The organism is Enterobacter cloacae complex sp. HYC003_NIDB (assembly GCF_056673375.1).
In genome coordinates this window covers 1,473,558-1,497,103 of sequence record NZ_CP114220.1, presented here as the reverse complement: position 1 = coordinate 1,497,103, position 23,546 = coordinate 1,473,558, and the positions used below count along the sequence as shown (strand labels likewise).

The window sequence follows — 23,546 nt, the reverse complement described above, 5'->3', positions numbered from 1 at the left end:
CAGACGGGGCGATTAGCCGCCGTAAACGTTAAAATCGAAGTACTTTTTAGCCAGCTTGTCATAGGTGCCGTCCGCGCGCATATCGGCGAACGCTTTGTTCAGGGCTTCACGCAGTTCGTTGTCTTCTTTACGCAGGCCCATACCGGTACCGACGCCAAAGAGTTTTTCGTCCTTAATGGACGGACCGCCGAACTTGTAATCTTTACCCACAGGCTGTTTCAGGAAGCCTTCGCTTGCCGCCACTTCGTCCTGGAATGCTGCATCAATGCGGCCTGCCGTCAGGTCTGCGTAGATGTTTTCCTGGCCCTGGTAAGAGACAATTTCAATCCCCTTTGGCGCCCAGTGCTCGTTGCCGTAGGTTTCCTGCGTCGTACCCTGCAACACGCCCACGCGTTTGCCTTTCAGAGATTCAAGGGTTGGCTGAATGTCAGAGGATTTCGCCACCACAAGACGTGAGTCCGCCGCATAGAGTTTGTCCGTGAAGGCAATCTCCTGCTGACGTTTTTCTGTGATGGACAGGGAGGACATGATCACGTCAATTTTCTTCGCTTTCAGGGACGGGATCAGCGCATCCAGCGGGTTTTCAACGTAGGTACATTGCGCTTTAATGCGTTTGCACAGCTCGTTAGCCAGATCGATGTCAAAACCGACCAGTTCCCCCTTCGCATTCTTCGATTCGAAAGGTGCATAGGTTGGGTCAGTTCCAATACGAATTTTCTGCGGAATTGCTGCGAATGCCGCGGTGGCGCTGGAAAAAGCCAGTACCAGAGAAAGTGACAACACCAGTTTTTTCATATCTGTCCTCAACAAACTGTCTTAATACGAGATTTTTACGACGACGGGGTGTTGTTAATGTGCCATTAATCCCCTCATTCAGGCAAAGATTAATGCCTTTGAACGGGAATTTTTGCATTTTAAATGCTTAACTATGCACACAGCGATCCAGTATGGTGCATGTGTTGCACCATACTGGAACATAACCCCGTTAAGATGCACCACTTCAGTGCATCTTATTCAGGCATTAATCACCGTAGACGTTGAAATCGAAGTATTTCTTCGCCAGTTTGTCGTAGGTACCGTCTTTACGCAGCTCATTAAACGCTTTGTCGAAGGCGGCTTTCAGCTCGGTATCATCCTTACGCAGGCCAATACCGGTACCGTCGCCAAAGTATTTTTTGTCTTTTACCGACGGGCCGGCAAAGGCGTACTCTTTACCCGCAGGCTGTTTCAGGAAGCCTTCGCTCGCGGCGACTTCATCCTGAAACGCGGCATCCAGACGGCCTGCCGCCAGGTCAGAGTAGATCAGATCCTGGTTCTGGTAAGCCACAACATCGACGCCCTTCTCGCGCCAGTTAGCATTGGCGTAACCTTCCTGGGTCGAGCCCTGAAGCACGCCAACATGTTTGCCTTTCAGCGAGTCGATGGTCGGCTGGATTGGCGAGCCTTTCGCGGCAATCAGACGTGAGTCGGCAGCGTAGAGCTTCTCAGAGAAGGCGATCTCCTGCTGACGTTTTTCCGTGATGGAGAGAGAAGAGATAATGGCATCAATTTTCTTGGCTTTCAGCGACGGGATCAGCGCGTCAAAGTCACTGCCCACCCATGTGCATTTCACTTCCATGCGTTTGCACATCTCATTTCCCAGATCGATATCAAACCCCACGAAGTCGCCTTTCGCATCCTTGGAGGAGAATGGCGCGTAGGTTGCGTCTGTACCGATACGAACTGTCTGTGGAAGCGCTGCATAGCTACTTGCTGCTGCACTCAAGCCCACGAGCAAAGACAGAGCCAGAACCGTCTTCTTCATACATTTACCCTCAAGAACCGTGATTTTATTATGGTTTATGTTGTGTGTTGTGTTGCAGGCTGTTCTTGCAGGTCTTATGCCACATTGTCGTCGGGTTAAAACTTCGACGTTAAATATGTTAATAAAACGTTGCATACTGCCTTAATGGTGAAAGATAGCAGGTCTGCCGAACGAACCGGAAAGAGAAAAAGGGAAAAAGCGAATTAAATGTCGAGGATATGATCGCGGTTGCAGTTTTGCCCTGAAACAGGGCAAATTGTCTTTTCATGCACCTTGTTTGTGCACAGCTTCACGCCCCCTGCCAGCGGGTAAAGAGATCTTCCGGCAGGTCGATATCGAACTGATCCAGTACGCGGTTAACGGTCTGGTTGATGACATCGTCCAGCGTTTGCGGACGATGATAGAACGCGGGGACCGGCGGCATAATCACGGCCCCCAGTTCGGCTGCCTGCGTCATTAAACGCAGATGTCCCAGGTGCAGCGGAGTTTCCCGCACGCAGAGCACCAGAGGACGACGCTCTTTCAGCACCACATCCGCTGCACGCGTCACCAGCGTGTCGGTATAGCTGTTTACAATGCCGGAAAGGGTTTTAATCGAACAGGGCAAAATAACCATGCCGGCCGTTTTAAACGAGCCCGAAGAGATGCTGGCGGCGATATCGCGGGCATCGTGGACAACGTCAGCCAGGGCCTGAACGTCGCGCAGGGAGAGATCGGTTTCAAGAGAGAGGGTCTGACGCGCCGCCTGGCTCATCACCAGATGGGTTTCTACGCCTGCAACGTCACGCAGCACCTGTAAAAGCCGGACGCCATAAATCGCGCCGCTGGCACCGCTGATCCCTACAATGAGTCGTTTCATGATTTTCGCCCTTGCTGATTTCAGGGCAGACTGTGCAGGATTTTACGGGGAGTTGCAAGTGAGGGCGAACGCCCTCACCTGCATACGCATCAACCTTCGTTGTGCATCTCTAAGCTTTCGAGATCGTTTTGCAACTGGACGGCTTTCGCATCGTCGTTACGCAGCGAATCCAGATAGTCGAGATACTGCTGGTCAACGTCTTTCGTTACGTAGATCCCATTGAATACCGAGCATTCGAACTGCTGAATATCCGGGTTCTCGGCGCGCACCGCGTCGATCAGATCGTTCAGATCCTGGAAAATCAGGCCGTCGGCACCGATGATTTGCCGAATTTCGTCTACTTCACGACCGTGAGCAATCAGCTCGTTAGCGGTTGGCATATCAATGCCATACACGTTCGGGAAGCGAATTTCCGGCGCTGCGGAGGCGAGATACACTTTCTTCGCCCCGGCCTCACGCGCCATCTCGATGATCTGCTCAGACGTCGTGCCGCGCACAATGGAGTCGTCCACCAGCAGCACGTTCTTGTCGCGGAACTCGGCACGGTTAGCGTTCAGCTTACGACGTACGGACTTACGACGCAGCTGCTGGCCCGGCATGATAAAAGTGCGGCCCACGTAGCGGTTTTTTACGAAGCCCTGACGGTACGGCTTGTCCAGAATACGGGCAATTTCCAGCGCGATATCACAGGAGGTTTCAGGGATTGGGATCACGACATCAATGTCGAGATCGTCCCACTCGCGGGCAATCTTCTCGCCCAGCTTCGTCCCCATGTTGACGCGCGCGCTGTAAACGGAAATCTTGTCGATGAACGAGTCCGGACGCGCGAAGTAAACGTATTCGAACAGGCACGGGTTGCTCACCGGGTTGTCGGCGCACTGACGGGTAAACAGCTGGCCCTTCTCAGTGATGTAGACCGCTTCGCCTGGCGCGACATCACGCAGGAATTCGAAGCCCAGAGTGTCCAGCGCCACGCTTTCGGAGGCAACCATGTACTCGGAACGGCCATCGCCGAGGTCACGTTTGCCGAGCACCAGCGGGCGAATGCCGTTTGGATCGCGGAAGGCCACCATGCCGTGACCGATGATCATCGCCACGCAAGCGTACGCGCCACGGATCAGGCGGTTAGTCGCGGCAACGGCGGCAAAAATGTTGTCTGCTTCCAGCGGATAATGGCGGAAGTTATCCAGTTCGCTGGCAAAGATATTGAGCAGGATTTCAGAATCAGAGGTGGTGTTAATGTGGCGACGTTTCTCTTCGAACAGCTTTTTACGCAGCTCGTGGGCATTGGTCAGATTGCCATTGTGGGCAAGCGTGATGCCATACGGGGAGTTAACGTAAAAAGGCTGAGCCTCAGAGGCGCTGGAACTGCCAGCAGTAGGATAACGAACGTGACCGATCCCCATATTACCTTGCAGACGCTGCATATGGCGGGCTTCAAACACATCGTTTACCAGGCCATTCGCCTTGCGTAAACGGAAGCAGTTGTTTGCATCAATGGTGATGATACCCGCAGCATCCTGCCCACGGTGCTGAAGCACCGTTAACGCGTCATAAATCGACTGGTTTACCGGCATGAAACCGGCGATACCGACAATACCGCACATTCGTCTTTTCCTCGTTAAGCCACATCTCAGGGTTTATGCCCTGGGCAAGAAACTCGACGAGCTTTGCAGATAGTCAAAGAACCATCTGATGATGAAGCTGAACTCCGGAATGAGCTGCGATTTTTGCCAGTCTTCACTTTTGGAGAACCCGGTAAAGGTATCCAGGAAGAACAGGATCGCGGCCACAATGAGCACGCCTCGCAACGCGCCGAAACAGATGCCGAGTACCCTGTCCGTTCCTGACAGACCGGTTTTCTCGACCAGCTGACCTATCACGTAATTGACGATAGCGCCGACAATCAGCGTCGCGATAAACAGCACCGCGATGGCGATTCCGTTTCGGACCAGTTCATCTTCAAAGCCCGTGAACCAGACAGACAGGTAAGTGTAGTAATGACTGGCAACAAAGAAAGCACAACCCCAGGTTACCAGCGATAACGCTTCACGAACAAAGCCACGGATCAGGCTAACCAGACAGGAAAAACCAATCACCGCAATGATGGCGTAATCAATCCAGACCATATGTGTCCCACGATTAAACGCCCTGTCATCCAGTTCGGGGCGAATTCTAACAGAAAAAGAAAACGTTTGCGTAGGGATTTCCTTCCCACGCGTAAATAAAAAAGGCGCTGAAAAAATGCTCAACGCCACCGCACCTTTGACGTTTCTGTGAACGTCTGCCTCCCCCTCACCCCGGCCCTCTCCCTCAAGGGAGAGGGTTAGGGTGAGGGGGTAATTTCTATCAGTTTGCGCTGTAGTTCATCACCACACCGCTCAGGCCGGAGATTTGCTTCAGCTCGCCAAGCGAACCTTTGAGCTTATCTTTAGACGCATCCGGCCCGACGAGGATACGGGTAATTTTACCCTGTACCGGCGTGGTGGGTGAAGTATAAACACGGTATCCCGCGCCGCGCAGTTTACTCACGATCTCATTGACCTTATCTGCATTTTTCAACGCACCGAGCTGAACGACATAGGCTTTACCCGTAGGGGCGGCCTCCTGCTGGGTCTGTTTGGCCGGTGGCGGCGTTTCCGTTGCCGCAGCCAGCTGCTCGTCGGCTTTGTCACGCTGCGGTTTAGGCTGCGTTTTCTCTACCGGCTTCGGTTTTTCAACCGGTTTGGGTTGCTCTACCGGTACAGGATCGATTTCAACGTTGTTATTCGCGGCCAGACGCGACGGATCAAGAGACGGCGCGGCTGCATCACCTGCGCGCACCTCTTCCGCTGCACCTTCTGGCGGCTGGGCAGGCAGCGCCTGCGTTGCCGCTGGCAGCATATCGGGCTCGTCGCGATCGCCCGGTTTGGGTACCAGCGGAATGGCCGCAAATTCATCCTGGTAATGCTTTTTTTGCCCGTCGAGCAGTCCCGGGAGAATAATCACCCCGAGCGCGACCAGCACAATGGTTCCTGTTAAACGGTTCTGAAACTTACTCGCCACCGGTTCTCCCCGCGTCCATCACTTCCATGACATGTGCCACCGTGTGGAATGACCCACACACCAGCACGGTATCTTCTGGTTTAGCCTCCGCCATCGCGGCACGCCAGGCCGAAACCACACTGCTGTAGATTTCGCCTTTGCCGAGATGTTCCATCAACTGCTCAGCAGTCGCGCCGCGCGGCCCTTCCAGAGGAGCACAATACCAGCTATCGACCACACTCTCCATGCAGGCCAGCGTGCCGCCGATATCTTTATCATGAAGCATACCGATAACCGCCAGCACGCGCCCGGTTTTTGGTAACGATTTGAGACGTCCTGCGAGGTACGCCGCCGCATGCGGGTTATGTGCAACATCCAGAATCAGACGCGGCGACTCACTTACAATCTGAAAACGTCCCGGCAGCAGTGCGTTCTGAATGCCGTCGCGGATCGCCTGCTCACTTACCGCTAATCCGCTGGCGCGCAGGGCTGCCAGCGCAGTCGCCGCGTTAGGCTGTGGCACCTGCGGAAGGGGCAGACTCTCCAGCACGCCCTGCGCATCGCTGAAGCGCCAGCCTTTGTCCTGCACCTCATACTGCCAGTCCACGCCGCGACGCAGCAGACGAGCGCCCTTCTCTTTCGCTACCTCAGCAATGGTGTGCGGCATGTCCGGTTCGCCTACCACGGCAGGCTTATTGGCCCGGAAAATACCGGCCTTCTCACGGCCAATGCTCTCGCGGTCCGGGCCCAGCCAGTCGGTGTGATCCAGCGCGATGCTGGTGACGACGGCGACATCCGCATCCACCATATTGGTGGCATCCAGACGCCCGCCCAACCCCACTTCCAGGATCACCACGTCCAGCTGCGCCTGCTTAAACAGCCACAGCGCCGACAGGGTGCCGTATTCGAAATAGGTTAATGAGGTTTCGCCGCGCGCAGCTTCGATAGCGGCAAACGACGCCGTATGGGCGGATTCCGCCAGCTCGGTGTTTTGCACGCGCACGCGCTCGGTATAGCGCACCAGATGCGGCGAGCTGTAAACGCCAACCTTGTACCCCGCCGCCATCAGGACAGATTCCAGCGTGCGGCAGGTGGTGCCTTTACCGTTAGTGCCGGCCACGGTAAATACGAAAGGCGCGGGTTTCAACACGTCAAGACGCGCGGCAACCTGGCTTACGCGCTCAAGGCCCATGTCGATAGTTTTACTGTGCAGGTTTTCCAGATAAGAAAGCCACGCGGCCAGGGGCGACGTGGCTTGAGGAATGCTTTTATTTTCCATGATGCCCGGTTGTCATTAACGGTTTAGAAAGCAAAAGGGCAGCGCCATTCGGCCCTGCCCTTTTCAGTTATCAGGCCTCGGGTTCCTGATCCGGTACCACCACGCCTTCGCGCGGCTCGTCCGGGTTCGGCGCCGGCAGATTCATCAGCTTCGCCAGGACGCTTGCCAGTTTCAGGCGCATTTCCGGACGGCGGACGATCATGTCGATGGCGCCCTTCTCAATGAGGAACTCACTGCGCTGGAAGCCCGGCGGCAGTTTCTCACGTACGGTCTGCTCGATAACGCGAGGACCCGCAAAGCCGATCAGCGCTTTTGGCTCAGCGATGTTCAGGTCGCCCAGCATCGCGAAGCTTGCAGAAACGCCGCCCATGGTTGGATCGGTCAGTACCGAGATGTACGGCAGACCGCGCTCCTGCATTTTCGCCAGCGCCGCAGAGGTTTTCGCCATCTGCATCAGGGACATCAGCGCTTCCTGCATACGTGCGCCACCGGAGGCGGAGAAGCAGATCAGCGGGCAGTTGTCTTCCAGCGCCTGCTCAACGGCACGCACGAAGCGCGCGCCAACCACAGAGCCCATTGAGCCGCCCATAAAGGAGAACTCAAACGCGGCGGCAACCACCGGCATCTCGTGCAGGGTGCCTTTCATGACGATCAGCGCGTCTTTCTCGCCGGTCTCTTTCTGCGCAGAGGCCAGACGATCTTTGTATTTTTTGGAGTCGCGGAACTTAAGCACATCTTTTGGCTCCAGTTCGCTGCCCAGTTCTACCAGAGAACCTTCGTCCAGCAGGCTATGCAGGCGGTTGCGCGCCGACATACGCATATGGTGGTCACACTTCGGACACACCTCAAGATTGCGTTCCAGCTCTGCGCGATACAGAACCTGGCCGCAGCTATCACACTTCGTCCATACCCCTTCAGGAATGCTCGCTTTACGCGTTGGGGTAATGTTGCTTTTAATTCGTTCAATCCAGCTCATTGATAACCTTTCTGCCTGAACCTGGTCGTATGCCAGTTTTGCTGTAAGAGGCGAATAATGCCATTTTTGCCTCCAACAGACCATGAATGTTGCACATTAAAACATAACAGCCCGAAACTTTGGATAAAAAAGTGGTCGAACCGCCAGCGTGCATTTACTTCGCTTGCTTTGCCGCCGCGCGTTTGTGACGGATAATTTCGATGACGCCAGGCAGTACGGAAAGCACAATAATCGCTACAATCAGTAACTTAAGGTTTTCCTGAACCACCGGCAGATCGCCAAACAGGTAGCCTGCATAGGTGAACAGCAGCACCCACAGCAGCGCGCCCACCACGTTGTACATGGCAAAATGACGATAGGACATGTGACCCATTCCCGCCACAAACGGTGCAAATGTACGCACAATAGGCACAAAACGGGCAAGGATTATGGTCTTACCGCCATGGCGCTCATAGAACGCATGGGTCTTATCTAAATAACTGCGGCGGAAAATCTTCGAGTCCGGATTACTGAACAACCGCTCGCCAAACACCCGCCCGATGGTGTAATTGACCGCATCACCAACAATCGCGGCGATGATCATCAGGACCACCATCAGATGGACATTCAGGTCATTCGTTGGCAGTGCGGATAACGCGCCCGCCACGAACAGCAGTGAATCTCCCGGCAGGAACGGCGTAACCACAAGGCCGGTTTCACAGAACAGAATGAGGAACAGAATGGCGTACACCCAGACGCCGTACTGCGCGACCAGCTCCGCCAGGTGAACATCAATATGCAGGATGAAATCAATCAGAAAACGTATTACGTCCATATTGTCTAAGCCCTAATTGCACCTTTGTTTAGTCCGCTAAAAACAGCGGGCCCATTGGCGGTTTTGGCAGGTCGAACCGGTCCGGATAATCCACCGAAACCAGATACAGCCCTTCCGCTTTCGCCGTTGCTGCCGCAAGCGTTCTGTCCTTCGCTGCCAGCAGTTCTGCAATCCAGCTCTCCGGCTGGTGTCCGGCGCCCACTTCCATCAGGCTGCCTACAATATTCCGCACCATATGATGTACAAAGGCATTGGCTTTGATATCCACCACCACATACGCGCCATAACGACTGACGTTAATGTGCATGACGTTACGCCACGGCGTACGGGACTGACACTGCACCGCACGAAACGACGTAAAATCATTCTCACCAATCAGACACTGCGCCGCACGCTGCATACATTCTGCATCCAGCGGTTCATAAAAATGCGTCACGCCCTGGCTTAACACCGCCGGGCGCAGGCGCTGGTTATAGATGACATAACGGTAGCGCCGCGCCGTCGCGCTGAAACGCGCGTGAAAATCATCCGGCACAGCTTTCACCCAACGCACGGCAATGTCACCAGGCAAATTCGCATTTACACCCAGCGTCCAGGCCGCGGCTTTGCGCACGGCGGTGGTGTCAAAATGCACCACCTGCCCCGTGCCGTGAACGCCGGCATCGGTGCGGCCCGCACAGAAGACGCTTATCGGTTCGTTCGCCACCTGAGAGAGCGCTTTCTCCAGCTTCTCCTGGACGCTGCGCACCTCATTCTGCCGCTGCCAGCCATAGTATTTACTGCCATCGTATTCAATGCCGAGGGCAATTCTGTGGACCGGCTTTTGTTCCACATCTGACATCAGTACAGATACTCCTGCACCAGTTTTTCCGCGATTTTGACCGCCATCAGCGCGCCGCCAAAACGCACGTTGTCGGCAACGGACCAGAACTGCACCTGCTCCGGCATACCGTAATCGTTACGCACGCAGCCCACAGAGAGATGCGCGCTGCCGGTGGCGTCGCCCACCTGCGTCGGGAATTCGCTCTCTTCGGACAGGACAATGTCCTCACCGCGGCCAAACGCGTCGCGGGCTTCTTCAGCCGCCAGCGGACGCAGGGCTTCAAACCCGACCATCTGCGCGTGGCCGTAAAAGACCGGAGACTGCACGACATTCGCGGAGATCATCAGCCCGTCATCCTGCAAAATTTTGCGTGCTTCATCGACGATACGACGCTCTTCCCGCACCGAACCTTCACGATCCGGCAGCAGCGGCAGCATGTTGAACGCCAGCTGGCGGCCAAAGAAATCATCTTCGTCGATCGGGATACCGTTCAACAGCTTCGCGCTCTGCCCTGCCAGTGCGTCTACGGCTTTTTTACCGTTAGCGGAGGCTGAAAGCAGGCTGGTCACGGAAATACGCGACAGGCCACCGTCGTCGATCAGCGGCTTCAGCGCGGTCAGCAACTGGCTGGTGAGGCTGTTCGGTACTGCAATGATGTTGCGGTTGCGGTAGTCAGCCAGCACAAACGGGTTGACGTCCGGCACCACCAGCGGCACATCCGGCTCCAGGGAGAACAGGCCGCTCAGGTCGATCACCAGACAGCCTGAATTTGTCGCTTCTTCAATGTAAGACGCCGTGGCTTCCGCCCCTGCGGCAAAAAACGCCAGCTGAGCCTGCGTCCAGTCAAACGCGGCGGCATCCTGCACCATCACGGATTTGCCGCCGAAACGCAGATGTTCTCCTGCGCTGTCGGTACGCGCCAGTGCGTAAATCTCACCCACCGGGAACTGACGCTCAGCAAGGGTTTCAAGCAGGGCTTCGCCCACGGCGCCAGTGGCACCCAAAATGGCAATGTTCCAGCCTTCAGACATGGTGGTTTACTCCAGAAATAAAAAGCGTCCCTGCCGGAGCATCCGACAGGGAGCATTAAGAAGACATTAACGTGCCGGGTGGTGAACGGCGTTAAATCCCAGTTTATGCAGCAGCCCCGCCGCTGACGCGTCATCGCACATGACATACAGGGAAGACCACTCGCGGCGCTCAAGGTAATTTTTGCGCAGCTTGTCAAACTCACCCGGAATACCCGCCACTTTACGCAGCAGCGCGTCATCGCGGCGCACATCATACACCAAATGCACCAGTCTTTTCAGCGTTGCCTCATCCAGCGGGCCATGAAGGGTAATGCGGCCAAATTCCGGGGCGGGCAGCAGCGTATCCAGCGCCACCTGCTGCGGATGGCCGATAAAGGCGCTGTAAGCCTCAAACACCTGGGTTGTGCCACGCGCTTTGCCTTCAAGGGTATAACCCGCGATATGCGCGGTACCCACGTCCACCTTATTCAGCAAGGCGACGTTGAGATCCGGCTCTGGTTCCCAAACGTCCAGCACGACGCTAAGCTCTTGTCCTTCGTCGAGACATGCCAGCAGCGCCGCGTTATCCACCACCGGTCCCCGGCAGGCATTTATCAGAATAGTGCCAGCCTTCAGACGGCGGATCAGCTTTTCGTCGGCCAGGTGCAGAGTCTTGTACGGCCCCTCTTTAAAGAGCGGCGTATGGAAGGTGATGACGTCGCACTCGTCGACCAGCTCATCCAGCGTGCGGAAGTCGCCTTCATCGCCGTTATCCTTACGCGGCGGATCGCACAGCAGGGTGCGGATACCCCAGGCTTCCAGACGCTTTTGCAGACGTCCGCCCACGTTGCCCACCCCCACAATCCCGACGGTGCGGTCTTTCAGCGCAAAACCATCGCGCTCGGCCAGCATCAATAGCGAGGAGAAAACATATTCCACGACGGCAATGGCGTTACAGCCTGGCGCCGCGGAAAAACCAATCCCCGCCTGCTTAAGCCACTGGTCATCCACATGATCGGTCCCGGCCGTTGCCGTCCCGACAAATTTAACCCCTTTGCCGGTGAGCAGTGCCTCATTTACTTTGGTCACCGAGCGCACCATCAGGGCGTCTGCATCGTCCAGTTCGCTGACCGGAATCGGGCGACCAGGGACAGCCTTAACCTCACCCAGGCGGCTGAACAGCTCACGGGCGTAAGGCATATTTTCATCAACGAGGATTTTCACGTCTGAGTACCTGTTTGAGAGGAAGTAAACCTGCCAAGTGTGCCATAATCTCGCCGCCGGGCATATATCTCCGCCCGGTTACGCAGAGTTTGACTTTAAGGATTTTTGACGATGCAGCCCATTTCAGGTACGCCTCCGCGCCCTCCGGGTGAAGGCCCCGTAACGCCCAACACGCCAGGCGAACAACCGCTCTCCACGCAGCAACGCACCGTACTGGAGCGTCTGATCACGCGTCTTATTGCGTTAACCTCACAGCAAAACGCAGAGGTATGGGCCGGCGTTAAGCACGATTTGGGCGTCAGAAACGATGCGCCGCTACAGTCGCGCCATTTCCCTGCCGCCGAACAAAACCTGAACCAGCGTCTTACAAGCGCACAGCAGCAACATACTACCCGCCAGATTATCTCGCAGCTGACCGAGCTATTGGGCCAGGGGAATAATCGCCAGGCGGTGAGTGATTTTATCCGTCAACAGTACGGTCATACCGCCCTGAGCCAGCTTTCGCAAGAACAGCTGAAAACCGTGTTGACCCTGCTACAAAGCAATCAGCTTTCTATCCCGCAGCCGCAACAGCGCCCGTCTACAGAGCGGCCATTGCAGCCTGCGGAGCATAATACGCTCAAGCAGATGGTCACTAAGCTGGCTGCCGCTACCGGCGAACCCACAAAGCTTATCTGGCAATCCATGCTGGAACTTTCCGGTGTGAAAGCGGGCGAGATGATCCCGGCAAAACAGTTTACCCATCTGGTCACCTGGCTCCAGGCGCGTCAGACGCTCAGCACCCAGAGCGCCCCGACCCTGCACAGCGTACAGGCGGCGCTGAAACAACCGCTGGAACCGCACGAGTTCGATATGATTCGGGATTACGCTCAGCAGAGCTGGCAGGCTACGCCGCAAACGGTGCTGACCACCGCGCAGGTGCAGGATGTGCTCAATCAGATCTTCATTCGCCGCGCCGAGCGGGAAGGCGGCGTGCCGGAGGTAAGAAACATTCAGCCGATCTACAGCCCGCTGTTTGCCCCCGTAGTTGATACGTTCAAAACGCTTTCTTCCCGTCCGGGATTGATGTTTATCGCGTTGGTGATTGCGCTGGCGATTTTCTGGCTGGTTGCGTGAGGATTTGCCCGGTGGCGCTTCGCTTACCGGGCCTACAACGGCTCGAACAGTAGGCCGGGTAAGGCGAAGCCGCCACCCGGCAACATACTACCGCTTGCGAAACGCCACCAGCGTCACCACAATTCCCACCACCGCTGACACCGCACCGGCCAGGAAGACGGAAGGATAGCCAAACGACGTTGCAAGCAGCCCCGCGAGCGGCCCGGTGATGCCGTATGAGATATCCTGAAACGCCGCATAGCCGCCCAGCGCCGTGCCGCGCACCTGCGGAGCGACGCGCTTCACCACTTCAACGCCCAGCGCCGGGAAGATCAGCGAGCAGCCGCAGCCGGTTAACGCCGCACCCAGCAGCGCAACGGATGCAGAGGGCGCCTGCCAGAGCAGTACCAGACCCACGGTCTCAATGACAAGTGACGCCACGGCCACCTTCACGCCGCCAAAGCGATCCGGCATCCAGCCAAACAGCACGCGCATCAATACAAACGCGCCGCCAAAGGCCGTCAGCGTAAAGCCCGCCATCGCCCAGCCGCGGCTCATGAAATAGAGGGAGACAAAGGTACCAATAACCGCGAAGCCCACCCCCTGAAGCGCCAGCCCGAGCCCCGGCTGCCAGATTTGCCCCACCACGCTCCACAGCGAAGGACGCTCGCCTTTATGGGCGGGCACCTTACGTACCGAACCGTTAAACGCCCACGCCAGCAGCGGCAATACCATGGTGGTGCCTGCCAGCGCCGCAAAACCAAACTGGCTGTGGATCAGCAGCCCCAGTGGAGCGCCTGCCGCCAGCGCGCCGTAAATCGCCATTCCGTTCCAGGACATCACTTTTCCGGAACGCGCAGGCCCCACCAGCCCCATTCCCCAGGTCAGGGTGCCGGTCAGCAGCTGGCTTTCGCCAAAGCCGAGGATCAGACGCCCTGCCACCAGCAGCGCGAATTTATACGCTGCATCTATTGGCAACAGCGCCGCCAGCAGCCAGGCTCCCCCCGCCAGCCCGCAGGCAAACATGCCCTGCAACGCCGAGCGTTTTGCGCCGTGCTGATCCGCCAGGCGACCGGCGTAGCCCCGGGTTAATACCGTCGCTAAAAACTGAATGCCCACCGCAATGCCGACCATGGTGTTGCCATAGCCCAGCTCCTGGTGAACGAACAAGGGGATCACCGGCAGCGGCAGGCCAACGGTCATATAGGTCAGAAACACCGCAAAGGCGATGCGGAAAAGGGGAAGATTCCCGGAAGGAGCGCTCTTCCCAGGGGTAACAGCCTTCATGCATAACTCCGTGTTCAGGCATAAAAAAAGGGAGCCGCGCGGCTCCCTTCTACTATACCTTCAAACGCTTACGCTTTCAGCTTACGCATCACCAGCGTGGCGTTGGTGCCGCCGAAACCGAAGCTGTTGGACATAACGGTCGTCAGCGCACGTTCGGTGGTTTCGGTCACGATGTTCAGGCCAGCCGCCTGCTCGTCCATCTCTTCGATGTTGATGCTTGGCGCGATAAAGCCGTTTTCCAGCATCAGCAGAGAGTAGATCGCTTCCTGCACGCCCGCCGCTCCCAGAGAGTGACCGGTCATGGCTTTGGTTGCAGAGATAGCCGGGCTGTTGTCGCCGAACACTTCACGGATCGCACCCAGCTCTTTCACGTCGCCTACCGGCGTTGAGGTGCCGTGGGAGTTCAGGTAGTCGATTGGAGTATCAACACCGTGCATCGCCATCTTCATGCAGCGCACCGCGCCTTCACCGGATGGAGCAACCATGTCAGCGCCGTCAGACGTTGCGCCGTAGCCCACGATCTCAGCATAGATGTGCGCGCCACGCGCCAGCGCGTGTTCCAGCTCTTCAACCACAACCATACCGCCGCCGCCAGCGATAACAAAACCGTCGCGGTGTGCGTCATAAGTACGGGACGCTTTGTCTGGCGTTTCGTTGTATTTGGTGGACAGTGCGCCCATTGCGTCAAACTCACAGGCCATTTCCCAGCCCAGCTCTTCGCCGCCGCCAGCAAATACGATGTCCTGTTTGCCCAGCTGGATCTGCTCAACCGCATTACCGATACAGTGTGCGGAGGTCGCACATGCAGAGCTGATGGAGTAGTTCACACCGTGGATTTTGAACGGCGTTGCCAGGCACGCGGAAACCGCTGACCCCATGGCTTTGGTCACAACATATGGACCGACCGCTTTCAGGCCGCGCGGGCTGCGCATGGCGTCAGCACCGAACACCTGAGCTTTAGAGGAACCGCCGGAGCCTGCAATCAGGCCCACGCGTGGGTTGTTCTGGTAAGCGTCTTCGCTCAGACCAGAATCCTTGATCGCTTCCTGCATGGAAAGATAGGCGTAGATAGAGGCATCGTTCATGAAACGAACCACTTTACGGTCAATTAAACCGGTGGTGTCCAGTTTAACGTTACCCCATACGTGGCTACGCATTCCAGAATCTTTAAACTCTTCAGAGAAAGTGATCCCGGAGCGTCCTTCACGCAGAGATGCCAGGACTTCCTGCTGGTTATTACCGATGCTGGAAACGATGCCCAGGCCAGTAATCACTGCACGTTTCATTCAATACCTCTGTAAGTCGCACTATAAAAAGTTTCGAGTCGCACAATAGCGTACACTTGTACGCCGAACAAGTCCGATCAGCCATTTTCTGTGGAAATTTGCACCGATGGGCTCACATCGCTAAGATCGTGCCACTGCCTGTCGGACGAGTAACTTACGTGAAACAAAACGCCATACAACCTGCCAACCTCGAATTCAACGCTGAGGGTACACCTGTTTCCCGAGATTTTGATGACGTCTACTTTTCTAATGATAACGGACTGGAAGAGACGCGCTATGTTTTCCTCGAAGGAAATCATCTCAGCACCCGCTTCCCTGAGCATCCGCGCAGCCTGTTTGTCGTAGCGGAGAGCGGTTTCGGCACCGGGCTGAATTTTCTGACCCTCTGGCAGGCGTTCGACCAGTTTCGCACTGCACACCCCGAGGCTACCTTACAAAGATTACATTTCATCAGTTTCGAAAAATTTCCGCTTACCGCGCACGATCTGCGGCTTGCCCATCAGCGCTGGCCGGAGCTTACCCACTGGGCGGAACAGCTTCAGGCCCAGTGGCCTCCGGCTATCGGTGGCTGTCATCGTCTGATTCTGGACGACGGACGCGTCACCCTCGACCTGTGGCTGGGCGACATTAACGACCTGACCGATAAGCTTGATGACTCAATGAATCAGAAGGTGGACGCCTGGTTCCTGGATGGTTTTGCGCCCGCCAAAAACCCGGACATGTGGAGCCCGCACCTGTTCAGCGCCATGGCACGTCTGGCGCGCCCGGGCGCAACGCTTGCCACCTTCACCTCGGCGGGATTTGTTCGCCGTGGGTTGCAGGAGGCGGGGTTTACCATGAGGAAAACCAAAGGCTTTGGCCGCAAACGCGACATGCTGGTCGGGGTGATGGAACAGGATCTGGCGATCCCGGCGCAGGCCCCCTGGTTTGCCCGTCGCGCCAGCACCTCGCGTGAGGTCGCCATTGTGGGCGGGGGTATCGCCAGCGCCCTGCTCTCGCTGGCGCTGCTGCACCGTGGCTGGCAGGTGACGCTCTACTGCGCTGACGAGGCGCCGGCGACGGGCGCATCAGGCAACCGTCAGGGCGCGCTTTATCCCTTATTAAGTTCACACGATCCGGCACTGTTCCAGTTCTTCCCGGCGGCGTTTACGTTTGCTCGCCGCCTTTACGATAGCCTGCCGGTTGCGTTCGACCACAACTGGTGCGGCGTGACGCAGCTCGGCTGGGACGAGAAGAGCCAGCAGAAAATCACACAAATGTTGTCGCTGGGTCTGCCGGAGGCCATCGCCCATGCCGTCACGGCGCAGCAGGTTGCAGAGACCGCTGGCGTCGACACCGGCTGCGGGGGTATTCAGTATCCACTCGGCGGCTGGCTGTGTCCGGCTGAACTGACTTCTGCGGCGATAGCCCTCGGGCAGTCGCGTGGGTTGACAGTGCATTATGCCCATAAGGTTCAATCGCTAAGCCGCACTGCGCACTGGAATTTGCGTTTCGCTAACGGCAAAGAGGCGCAGCATGCCAGCGTTGTGCTGGCCAACGGGCATCATATCAGCCAGTTTACCCAGACAGCGTCATTGCCGGTTTATCCGGTCGGCGGCCAGGTAAGCCATATTCCTGCCGCCCCCCAACTGAGCAAACTGCGTCAGGTGCTGTGTTACGACGGCTACCTGACGCCGCAAAACCCGTCCAACGGCCATCACTGCATCGGTGCCAGCTACCATCGCGGTGAAACAGATATGCAGTACAGCGAAGCGGATCAGCAGCAAAACCGCCAGCGCCTGCTCGACTGTTTCCCGGATGCGTCGTGGGCAAAAGAGGTGAATGTCGGTGAGGGTCAGGCGCGCTGCGGCGTACGCTGCGCGACCCGCGATCACCTGCCGATGGCGGGAAACGTGCCGGACTATGACGCCACGCTTGAAGTCTATCAGGATCTTGCTGACAACAAAGAAACGGCGGTAAGTGCTCCCGTTCACCCCGAGCTGTTTATGCTGGGTGGCTTAGGCTCGCGGGGATTATGCTCCGCGCCGCTGCTGGCTGAAGCGTTAGCCGCGCAAATGAGCGACGAGCCGGTTCCGCTGGACAGGGTTACGCTCGCGGGGCTGAATCCAAACCGACTGTGGGTGCGGAAATTGCTGAAGGGGAAAATGGTCAAGTAGGGTGCGGTCTGGTGCCCTCACCCCGGCCCTCTCCCTGTGGGAGAGGGCGGTGATACACTTACTTCGCTTTCGCCTGCTGGAACAAATTGTCCCACATGCCCAGCACTAAAGACTGGTCGCGCGGAGAGAGTTCCCCGGCCAGAATGGCTTTTTCCAGGCTGCGAGTGACTTCCGCGTGAACGGCGTCGGCAGAGTGATCGTCCCCGGCTTCCAGCGCGGCTATCGCCAGCGTCAGGTGACCACGCAGATAACCGCTGGCGAACAGCTCATCATCACTGGCGTGTTCCACCATGTCATCAATTAACGCCAGAATGCGTGATTCAAATTCTGCGATCATCTTCTTTCCTCTGTTAAAGATCTTCCGGCCAAGGGAAGCATTCCGCCGTGATCTCCGGCGTGTGGTAATAATTCTGTAAAGCCTCGATCAAGCGTGCCGGACGTGCCGGGATGCCTTTCTCAAGATATTCCATCACCTGCGCATGAACGCGGCGCTGGAAGACGATACGGTCTGGCTCGAAGTCGCCTTCGAGATTGTCACAGCTTACGTTGAACGGGAAACCCGCCGCTACGCAGAACAGCCATTCGAGCGCCTGAGGTTTCACCTCCACATCTTCGAACTGCCCCTGGGTGGCGGCGTCGCGCCCGTCCGGGCAGTACCAGTAACCAAAGTCCACCAGCTCGCGACGCGCTTTCCCGGCGATACACCAGTGCGAAATTTCGTGCAAACCGCTGGCGTAAAAGCCGTGGGCAAAGATGATGCGGTTATACGGAACCTCGTCATCAGCTGGAAGATAGATCGGTTCGTCGTCGCCTTTAATCAGACGGGTATTAAAATCATCAGCGAAACAGCTATCGAAGATCTCAATCAGCTGTTCGTAGTTATGCGTACTGTTCATTAGTTCATCCCCAACCAGGTGAGGATCTCCTGTCCATGGCTGTCATAAAGAAGTTTGGCGCTCATCACCGCCGAGACGACAACAATCATCGGGCGGATCAGCTTTTGTCCTTTGCTTAATACCAGACGCGAGCCTGCGCGCGCGCCCAAAAACTGCCCTGCCATCATCACAAACCCGGTTGCCCAGATAACCTTGCCGCCAATGATAAACAGCAGCAGACCGCCAACGTTGGAGGTCGCGTTGAGGACTTTGGCGTGGGCGGTGGATTTGGCGAGGTTGAATCCGGCCAGCGTCACGAATGCCAGCGCATAAAACGAACCTGCCCCCGGGCCAAAGAAGCCATCGTAAAAACCGACGCAGCCACCGGCAATCAGCGCAAACGGCAGGCCGTGAAGACGACGCTGTCGATCTTCTTCCCCGAGCTTTGGCATCAGCAGGAAATAGAGGCCGATACAGATAACCAGCAGCGGCAGGATCTGGCGCAGAATGTCGGACTGTACGTGCTGGACCAGCAGCGCACCCGCCGTTGAGCCAATAAACGTCATCAGGATATTGAGCTTCTGATCGGCGAGATTCACCACTTTGCGCCGGATGAAATAGAGCGACGAGGAGAGCGAACCGCCGCATGCCTGGAGTTTGTTGGTGGCAAGCGCCTGGGCAGGGCTCATGCCTGCCGCCAGCAGCGCCGGAACGGTGAGCAACCCGCCGCCGCCCGCCAGGGCATCGATAAATCCGGCTAAAATCGCAACAAAAAAGAGCACCGCCAGCAGCAGCGGTGACACCATGAACAGATCGACGAAATTATCCATTAAAGTACATGCTCATCCAGTAGCGCCTGGCAGGAAGGCGGCAACGGAGGCGGTGTCTTCTTCTCAGGCTTAGAGGTTCCAGGCTTGGCTGGTTCAAACCAGCTTTGCAGTTCGTAACCACAACCATCGCCAGGCGGTGGCAGCGGCTGATCTTCACATTCCAGGCTGTTCGCCGGACAGCGCAGGCGAACATGCATATGCGCCCGGTGCTGGAACCAAGGGCGCACTTTACGCAACCAGTCGCGATCCGTTCCCGCATCCAGGCAAAGCTGCTGCTTGATGGCCGGATTAACAAAGATCCGCGTGACGTCGTTATCCTCTGCCGCCAGCTTAATCATGCTGGAAATTTCCGGCGACCATCGCGAGGCGACGACCCGTTTACCGTCGGCCGAGACCAGATCCAGCGCCTGCGGTTTCAGCAGCTGCGCTGAGCTCCAGCGCGTTTTCGGCAATTGCAGGAAGATATCCACATCCAGTCCGGTCTGGTGGCTGGCGTGACCGCCGTTGAAGCGACCACCGGCAGGCATCCCCATATCGCCAATCAGCACCGTCCCCAGCCCCAGGTTATGCACCTGGTTGCCAAGACGCTGAATAAACAGCAGCAGGTCAGGATGGCCGAAATAACGGCGCTGATCGGTACGCATCACCTGATAAGTATCCGACTGCAACGGCAGCGCCTGCGCACCGACGATACACCCGTTGGAGAAAGCGCCAATGGACTGCGCGCTCCCCGCTACCGGGTGGGTGATTTTCTGCCACGGCGTAGCGGCCAGGCTTGCTCCACTGGCCAGCAGCGCCAGCAGAGCGATTGCAGTTTTTTTCATAGTTACCAGCGTGGAATGGTGGTCGTCACATCCGCATTCTGCGCGCGCTGGCGCAGGAAGTGATCCATCAGCACGATCGCCAGCATCGCTTCTGCGATCGGCACCGCGCGGATCCCCACGCACGGATCGTGACGCCCTTTGGTGATCATCTCAACTTCATCGCCAGCGCGGTTAATCGTGTGGCCCGGGACGGTAATGCTGGACGTTGGTTTCAGCGCGATATTGGCAATAATTTGCTGCCCGCTGCTGATGCCGCCCAGAATGCCGCCCGCATGGTTGCTCTGGAAACCCGCCTTCGTGATTTCGTCGCGGTTCTGGCTGCCGCGAAGCTTGACCACGTCAAAACCGTCGCCGATTTCGACGCCTTTCACCGCGTTGATGCTCATCAGCGCGTGGGCGATGTCGGCGTCAAGGCGGTCAAATACCGGCTCGCCCCAGCCAGCCGGCACGCCGTCGGCCACCACGGTGACTTTCGCACCAATGGAGTCGCCCTCTTTTTTCAGGCCACGCATCAGCTCATCCAGCGCGTCCAGCTTGTCGGCATCGGCGCAGAAGAACGGGTTGAGCTCTACCTGATCCCAGTCTTTGATTGCCAGCGGAATGTCGCCCATCTGGGACAGACAGCCGCGGATAACGATGCCGAATTTCTGCTGGAGATATTTTTTGGCAATTGCCCCTGCCGCCACGCGCATCGCGGTTTCACGCGCGGAAGAACGCCCGCCGCCGCGATAGTCGCGAAAGCCATATTTTTGTTCGTAGGTATAGTCGGCGTGACCAGGACGGAAAACGTCCTTAATCGCGCCGTAGTCCTGAGAACGCTGATCGGTGTTTTCAATCAGCAGACCAATGCTGGTCCCTGTGGTACGGCCTTCAAATACGCCGGAGAGAATTTTGACCTGGTCCGGCTCGCGACGCTGCGTGGTGTAGCGAGAGGTACCCGGACGACGACGGTCAAGGTCATGCTGTAAATCGGCTTCGGTCAGTTCGATGCCTGGCGGGACGCCATCAACGATACAACCCAGTGCCAGACCGTGCGACTCGCCAAAGGTGGTCACACGGAATACCTGTCCAATACTGTTTCCTGCCATCACGGCTCCGATGTTGTTGTTTGTGTTTGAGCGTTGTGAAACGGGCCGAAGCCCGCTGGATTAATCTTTGTAAATGCTGAAGTATTCGCGTGCATCAAGCAGTTGCGCCTTGGTCAGCATAAAGACGCCGTCACCGCCGTTGTCGAACTCAAGCCAGGTGAACGGCACATCCGGGTACTGCTCTATCAGATGTACCATGCTGTTGCCTACTTCACAAATCAGAACGCCGTCGTCGGTCAGATAATCCGGCGCGCAGGCCAGGATGCGGCGGGTCAGCTTCAGCCCGTCAGAACCTGACGCCAGGCCCAGCTCCGGCTCGTGACGATACTCGTTCGGCAGGTCGGACATATCTTCTGCATCCACGTACGGCGGATTGGTGACGATCAGGTCGTATTGCAGCGTCGGCAGGTCGCGGAACAGGTCAGAGCGGATAGGCGTGACGTGATGAATCAGCCCGTGCTCTTCAATGTTGTGTTCGGTGACGGCCAGCGCGTCGGTGGAGATATCGACGGCGTCCACTTCCGCTTCCGGGAAGGCGTACGCGCAGGCAATGGCGATGCAGCCGCTGCCGGTGCACATATCAAGAATGTGCTGCGGCTGATGGTTAATCAGGCCGTCAAAATGGTTGTTGATCAGCTCGCCAATCGGCGAACGCGGCACCAGCACGCGCTCATCAACGTAGAATTCGTGGCCGCAGAACCAGGCTTTGTTGGTCAGGTAAGCCACCGGAATGCGCTCGTTTACGCGACGGATCACGCGCTCAACGATGCGGTGTTTTTCACTGGAGGTCAGGCGCGCGGTGCGCATGTCTTCCGGAATATCCAGCGGCAGGTAGAGAGACGGCAGCACCAGCTGCACGGCCTCATCCCACGGGTTGTCGGTACCGTGTCCGTACCAGATATTGGCGGCGCTGAAGCGGCTAACCGACCAGCGCAACATGTCCTGTATGGTATGCAGCTCGTTTACTGCTTCATCGACAAAAATTTTATCCACTCTTTCCTCCAGGGCATGCTCGCATAATTTTCGGCGGCTAGTTTGCCATGAAGACGGCGATAAATCAGCAATGACGCGTACCGCTTGAGGTTAAAAAATGCGTTTAGTCGGGTACACTATCGGAAATACGAGATGAGAATGACGAATGAAAAAGAAAACATCGCTCAGCGAGGAGGATCAGGCTCTATTCCGCCAGCTGATGACCGGGACGCGTCAAATCACGCACGACACCATTGTCCATCGCCCGCAGCGTAAAAAAGTCAGCGAGGTACCGGTCAAACGGTTGCTCCAGGAGCAGGCCGATAACAGCCACTATTTTTCAGATGAGTTTCAGCCGCTGCTAAATACCCAGGGTGCGGTGAAATACGTGCGCGAAGACGTCAGCCATTTTGAACTGAAAAAATTACGCCGGGGAGATTATTCGCCGGAGCTGTTCCTCGATCTGCATGGGTTGACCCAGATGCAGGCGAAACAGGAGCTGGGGGCGTTGATCGCGGCATGTCGTCGCGAGCATGTTTTTTGCGCCTGCGTGATGCACGGCCACGGCAAACATATTCTTAAGCAACAGACACCGCTGTGGCTGGCTCAGCATCCACACGTGATGGCTTTTCATCAGGCGCCAAAAGAGTACGGCGGAGATGCCGCATTGCTGGTATTGATTGAGGTCGAGGAGTGGCAGCCGCCAGAATTGCCCTGACAGGATGGCGGGAGGCACGCTGCACCCCGCCATATCGCACGTCACGTCAGATGGCTTTTGCCATCTTCAGGTTGCACGGACTCATTTGCCAGTTAAAGACCCCTTTGCCGGTTTCGTCGAGGGTGACGTTGGCAATGGCGGACGTTGTGAACATCGGTGGCGTTTCGCCCGGGCACAGCTCAGATACCAGATAGCCGACCAGCGGCAGGTGGGAAATGACCAGTGCGGAAGCGACACCTTCATTGCACAGCGCCTGAAGGTAAGCACTGACAAGGCCAACATCGCCACACGGCGTGAGTTCAGGGAGAACATCCACACTGGATGGCAGGTTCATACACTCTCCTACCACATCCAGCGTCTGTTCTGCCCGCAGGAACGGACTCACCAGAACGCGTTCAATGTCCACTTTTTGACCTTTAAGCCATGTCGCCATCTGACGGGATTCGTCGCAGCCACAGACGGTTAAAGGACGTACTGAGTCACTGGCGGCATCGAGTGCCGCGTCGCCGTGACGCATGATAAAAACTTGCATATTGCACCGCTTTTGTTAACCAGAATCACCGGCGTTAACTACCCGCGATTAATGCTCTGAGGTAGAAAAC

At 56.9% G+C, this 23,546-nt stretch carries 24 protein-coding genes; 3 read left to right on the top strand and 21 right to left on the bottom strand.

Annotation, left to right across the window (positions count from 1 at the left end; translation table 11 throughout):
* Positions 1 to 12: 12 nt before the first annotated feature.
* From hisJ to pdxB, 12 genes are all read right to left on the bottom strand, one after another.
* Positions 13 to 795, bottom strand: coding sequence for a histidine ABC transporter substrate-binding protein HisJ (hisJ, locus tag O1722_RS07115; RefSeq protein WP_033487388.1), 783 nt, complete (start codon positions 793 to 795; stop codon positions 13 to 15).
* 226 nt (positions 796 to 1,021) lie between these two features.
* Positions 1,022 to 1,804, bottom strand: a complete 783-nt coding sequence (gene argT, locus O1722_RS07110; protein WP_015572255.1) for a lysine/arginine/ornithine ABC transporter substrate-binding protein ArgT — start codon at positions 1,802 to 1,804, stop codon at positions 1,022 to 1,024.
* Between the two features lie 289 nt (positions 1,805 to 2,093).
* On the bottom strand, positions 2,094 to 2,663 hold the full coding sequence (locus O1722_RS07105; RefSeq protein WP_015572254.1) for a UbiX family flavin prenyltransferase: 570 nt from the start codon (positions 2,661 to 2,663) through the stop codon (positions 2,094 to 2,096).
* An 89-nt stretch (positions 2,664 to 2,752) separates the two neighbouring features.
* Entirely contained in the window at positions 2,753 to 4,270 is a 1,518-nt protein-coding gene (gene purF / locus O1722_RS07100) for an amidophosphoribosyltransferase (protein WP_006811407.1), read from the bottom strand.
* 33 nt (positions 4,271 to 4,303) lie between these two features.
* Positions 4,304 to 4,792 carry a colicin V production protein gene (gene cvpA, locus O1722_RS07095; RefSeq protein WP_000262116.1) on the bottom strand — a complete coding sequence of 163 codons (489 nt, stop codon included), beginning with the start codon at positions 4,790 to 4,792 and terminating at the stop codon, positions 4,304 to 4,306.
* A 220-nt stretch (positions 4,793 to 5,012) separates the two neighbouring features.
* A complete protein-coding gene (dedD, locus tag O1722_RS07090) occupies positions 5,013 to 5,708 on the bottom strand; it encodes a cell division protein DedD (RefSeq protein ID WP_017383444.1) in 696 nt (231 codons plus the stop codon).
* On the bottom strand, positions 5,698 to 6,966 hold the full coding sequence (gene folC, locus O1722_RS07085; RefSeq protein ID WP_033487389.1) for a bifunctional tetrahydrofolate synthase/dihydrofolate synthase: 1,269 nt from the start codon (positions 6,964 to 6,966) through the stop codon (positions 5,698 to 5,700). The genes dedD and folC overlap by 11 nt, the downstream gene beginning before the upstream one ends.
* Positions 6,967 to 7,036: 70 nt before the next feature.
* On the bottom strand, positions 7,037 to 7,942 hold the full coding sequence (gene accD, locus O1722_RS07080; protein ID WP_014884667.1) for an acetyl-CoA carboxylase, carboxyltransferase subunit beta: 906 nt from the start codon (positions 7,940 to 7,942) through the stop codon (positions 7,037 to 7,039).
* Between the two features lie 154 nt (positions 7,943 to 8,096).
* Positions 8,097 to 8,756 carry a DedA family protein gene (locus tag O1722_RS07075; RefSeq protein WP_003861406.1) on the bottom strand — a complete coding sequence of 220 codons (660 nt, stop codon included), beginning with the start codon at positions 8,754 to 8,756 and terminating at the stop codon, positions 8,097 to 8,099.
* Between the two features lie 28 nt (positions 8,757 to 8,784).
* Positions 8,785 to 9,597: a tRNA pseudouridine(38-40) synthase TruA gene (gene truA, locus O1722_RS07070; RefSeq protein ID WP_023295093.1), complete on the bottom strand. Its 813-nt coding sequence runs from the start codon at positions 9,595 to 9,597 to the stop codon at positions 8,785 to 8,787.
* The gene (locus tag O1722_RS07065) at positions 9,597 to 10,610 is read right to left on the bottom strand and encodes an aspartate-semialdehyde dehydrogenase (protein ID WP_015572252.1); all 1,014 of its coding nucleotides are present in this window, start codon (positions 10,608 to 10,610) and stop codon (positions 9,597 to 9,599) included. Before O1722_RS07065 ends, truA begins: the two co-directional genes overlap by 1 nt.
* Before the next feature lie 66 nt (positions 10,611 to 10,676).
* Positions 10,677 to 11,813, bottom strand: a complete 1,137-nt coding sequence (gene pdxB / locus O1722_RS07060) for a 4-phosphoerythronate dehydrogenase PdxB (protein WP_017692991.1) — start codon at positions 11,811 to 11,813, stop codon at positions 10,677 to 10,679.
* A 111-nt stretch (positions 11,814 to 11,924) separates the two neighbouring features.
* Between pdxB and flk the strand changes: the two genes are divergently transcribed.
* Positions 11,925 to 12,929 (top strand): flagella biosynthesis regulator Flk, encoded by a 1,005-nt coding sequence (gene flk / locus O1722_RS07055; protein ID WP_032648972.1) that lies wholly within the window; start codon positions 11,925 to 11,927, stop codon positions 12,927 to 12,929.
* An 87-nt stretch (positions 12,930 to 13,016) separates the two neighbouring features.
* Here the strand turns inward: flk and O1722_RS07050 are convergent, their stop codons facing one another.
* Positions 13,017 to 14,195: an MFS transporter gene (locus tag O1722_RS07050; RefSeq protein ID WP_032669432.1), complete on the bottom strand. Its 1,179-nt coding sequence runs from the start codon at positions 14,193 to 14,195 to the stop codon at positions 13,017 to 13,019.
* A 68-nt stretch (positions 14,196 to 14,263) separates the two neighbouring features.
* The gene (gene fabB, locus O1722_RS07045) at positions 14,264 to 15,481 is read right to left on the bottom strand and encodes a beta-ketoacyl-ACP synthase I (RefSeq protein WP_015572249.1); all 1,218 of its coding nucleotides are present in this window, start codon (positions 15,479 to 15,481) and stop codon (positions 14,264 to 14,266) included.
* 158 nt (positions 15,482 to 15,639) lie between these two features.
* On the opposite strand from fabB, the gene mnmC reads away from it, so the two are divergent.
* Positions 15,640 to 17,637, top strand: coding sequence for a bifunctional tRNA (5-methylaminomethyl-2-thiouridine)(34)-methyltransferase MnmC2/FAD-dependent 5-carboxymethylaminomethyl-2-thiouridine(34) oxidoreductase MnmC1 (gene mnmC, locus O1722_RS07040; RefSeq protein ID WP_032648976.1), 1,998 nt, complete (start codon positions 15,640 to 15,642; stop codon positions 17,635 to 17,637).
* 58 nt (positions 17,638 to 17,695) lie between these two features.
* Here mnmC and O1722_RS07035 read toward each other — a convergent pair whose 3' ends face one another.
* Genes O1722_RS07035 through prmB form a run of 6 tightly spaced genes read right to left on the bottom strand, consistent with a single transcriptional unit; the run spans position 17,696 to position 22,247 of the window.
* Positions 17,696 to 17,974 carry a YfcL family protein gene (locus O1722_RS07035; protein WP_033487391.1) on the bottom strand — a complete coding sequence of 93 codons (279 nt, stop codon included), beginning with the start codon at positions 17,972 to 17,974 and terminating at the stop codon, positions 17,696 to 17,698.
* 13 nt (positions 17,975 to 17,987) lie between these two features.
* The gene (locus tag O1722_RS07030) at positions 17,988 to 18,533 is read right to left on the bottom strand and encodes an elongation factor P hydroxylase (protein ID WP_003861390.1); all 546 of its coding nucleotides are present in this window, start codon (positions 18,531 to 18,533) and stop codon (positions 17,988 to 17,990) included.
* Positions 18,533 to 19,342, bottom strand: a complete 810-nt coding sequence (locus O1722_RS07025; RefSeq protein ID WP_033487392.1) for a sulfite exporter TauE/SafE family protein — start codon at positions 19,340 to 19,342, stop codon at positions 18,533 to 18,535. The genes O1722_RS07030 and O1722_RS07025 overlap by 1 nt, the downstream gene beginning before the upstream one ends.
* Positions 19,342 to 20,166 carry a penicillin-insensitive murein endopeptidase gene (gene mepA / locus O1722_RS07020; RefSeq protein WP_015572248.1) on the bottom strand — a complete coding sequence of 275 codons (825 nt, stop codon included), beginning with the start codon at positions 20,164 to 20,166 and terminating at the stop codon, positions 19,342 to 19,344. Before mepA ends, O1722_RS07025 begins: the two co-directional genes overlap by 1 nt.
* Positions 20,167 to 20,168: 2 nt before the next feature.
* Positions 20,169 to 21,254 carry a chorismate synthase gene (gene aroC, locus O1722_RS07015; RefSeq protein ID WP_015572247.1) on the bottom strand — a complete coding sequence of 362 codons (1,086 nt, stop codon included), beginning with the start codon at positions 21,252 to 21,254 and terminating at the stop codon, positions 20,169 to 20,171.
* Between the two features lie 60 nt (positions 21,255 to 21,314).
* Positions 21,315 to 22,247, bottom strand: coding sequence for a 50S ribosomal protein L3 N(5)-glutamine methyltransferase (gene prmB, locus O1722_RS07010; RefSeq protein ID WP_003861381.1), 933 nt, complete (start codon positions 22,245 to 22,247; stop codon positions 21,315 to 21,317).
* A 145-nt stretch (positions 22,248 to 22,392) separates the two neighbouring features.
* Between prmB and smrB the strand changes: the two genes are divergently transcribed.
* Positions 22,393 to 22,944 (top strand): endonuclease SmrB, encoded by a 552-nt coding sequence (gene smrB / locus O1722_RS07005; RefSeq protein ID WP_015572246.1) that lies wholly within the window; start codon positions 22,393 to 22,395, stop codon positions 22,942 to 22,944.
* A 46-nt stretch (positions 22,945 to 22,990) separates the two neighbouring features.
* On the opposite strand, the gene sixA is transcribed toward smrB, so the two are convergent.
* The gene (sixA, locus tag O1722_RS07000; RefSeq protein ID WP_003861375.1) at positions 22,991 to 23,476 is read right to left on the bottom strand and encodes a phosphohistidine phosphatase SixA; all 486 of its coding nucleotides are present in this window, start codon (positions 23,474 to 23,476) and stop codon (positions 22,991 to 22,993) included.
* Positions 23,477 to 23,546: the final 70 nt, after the last annotated feature.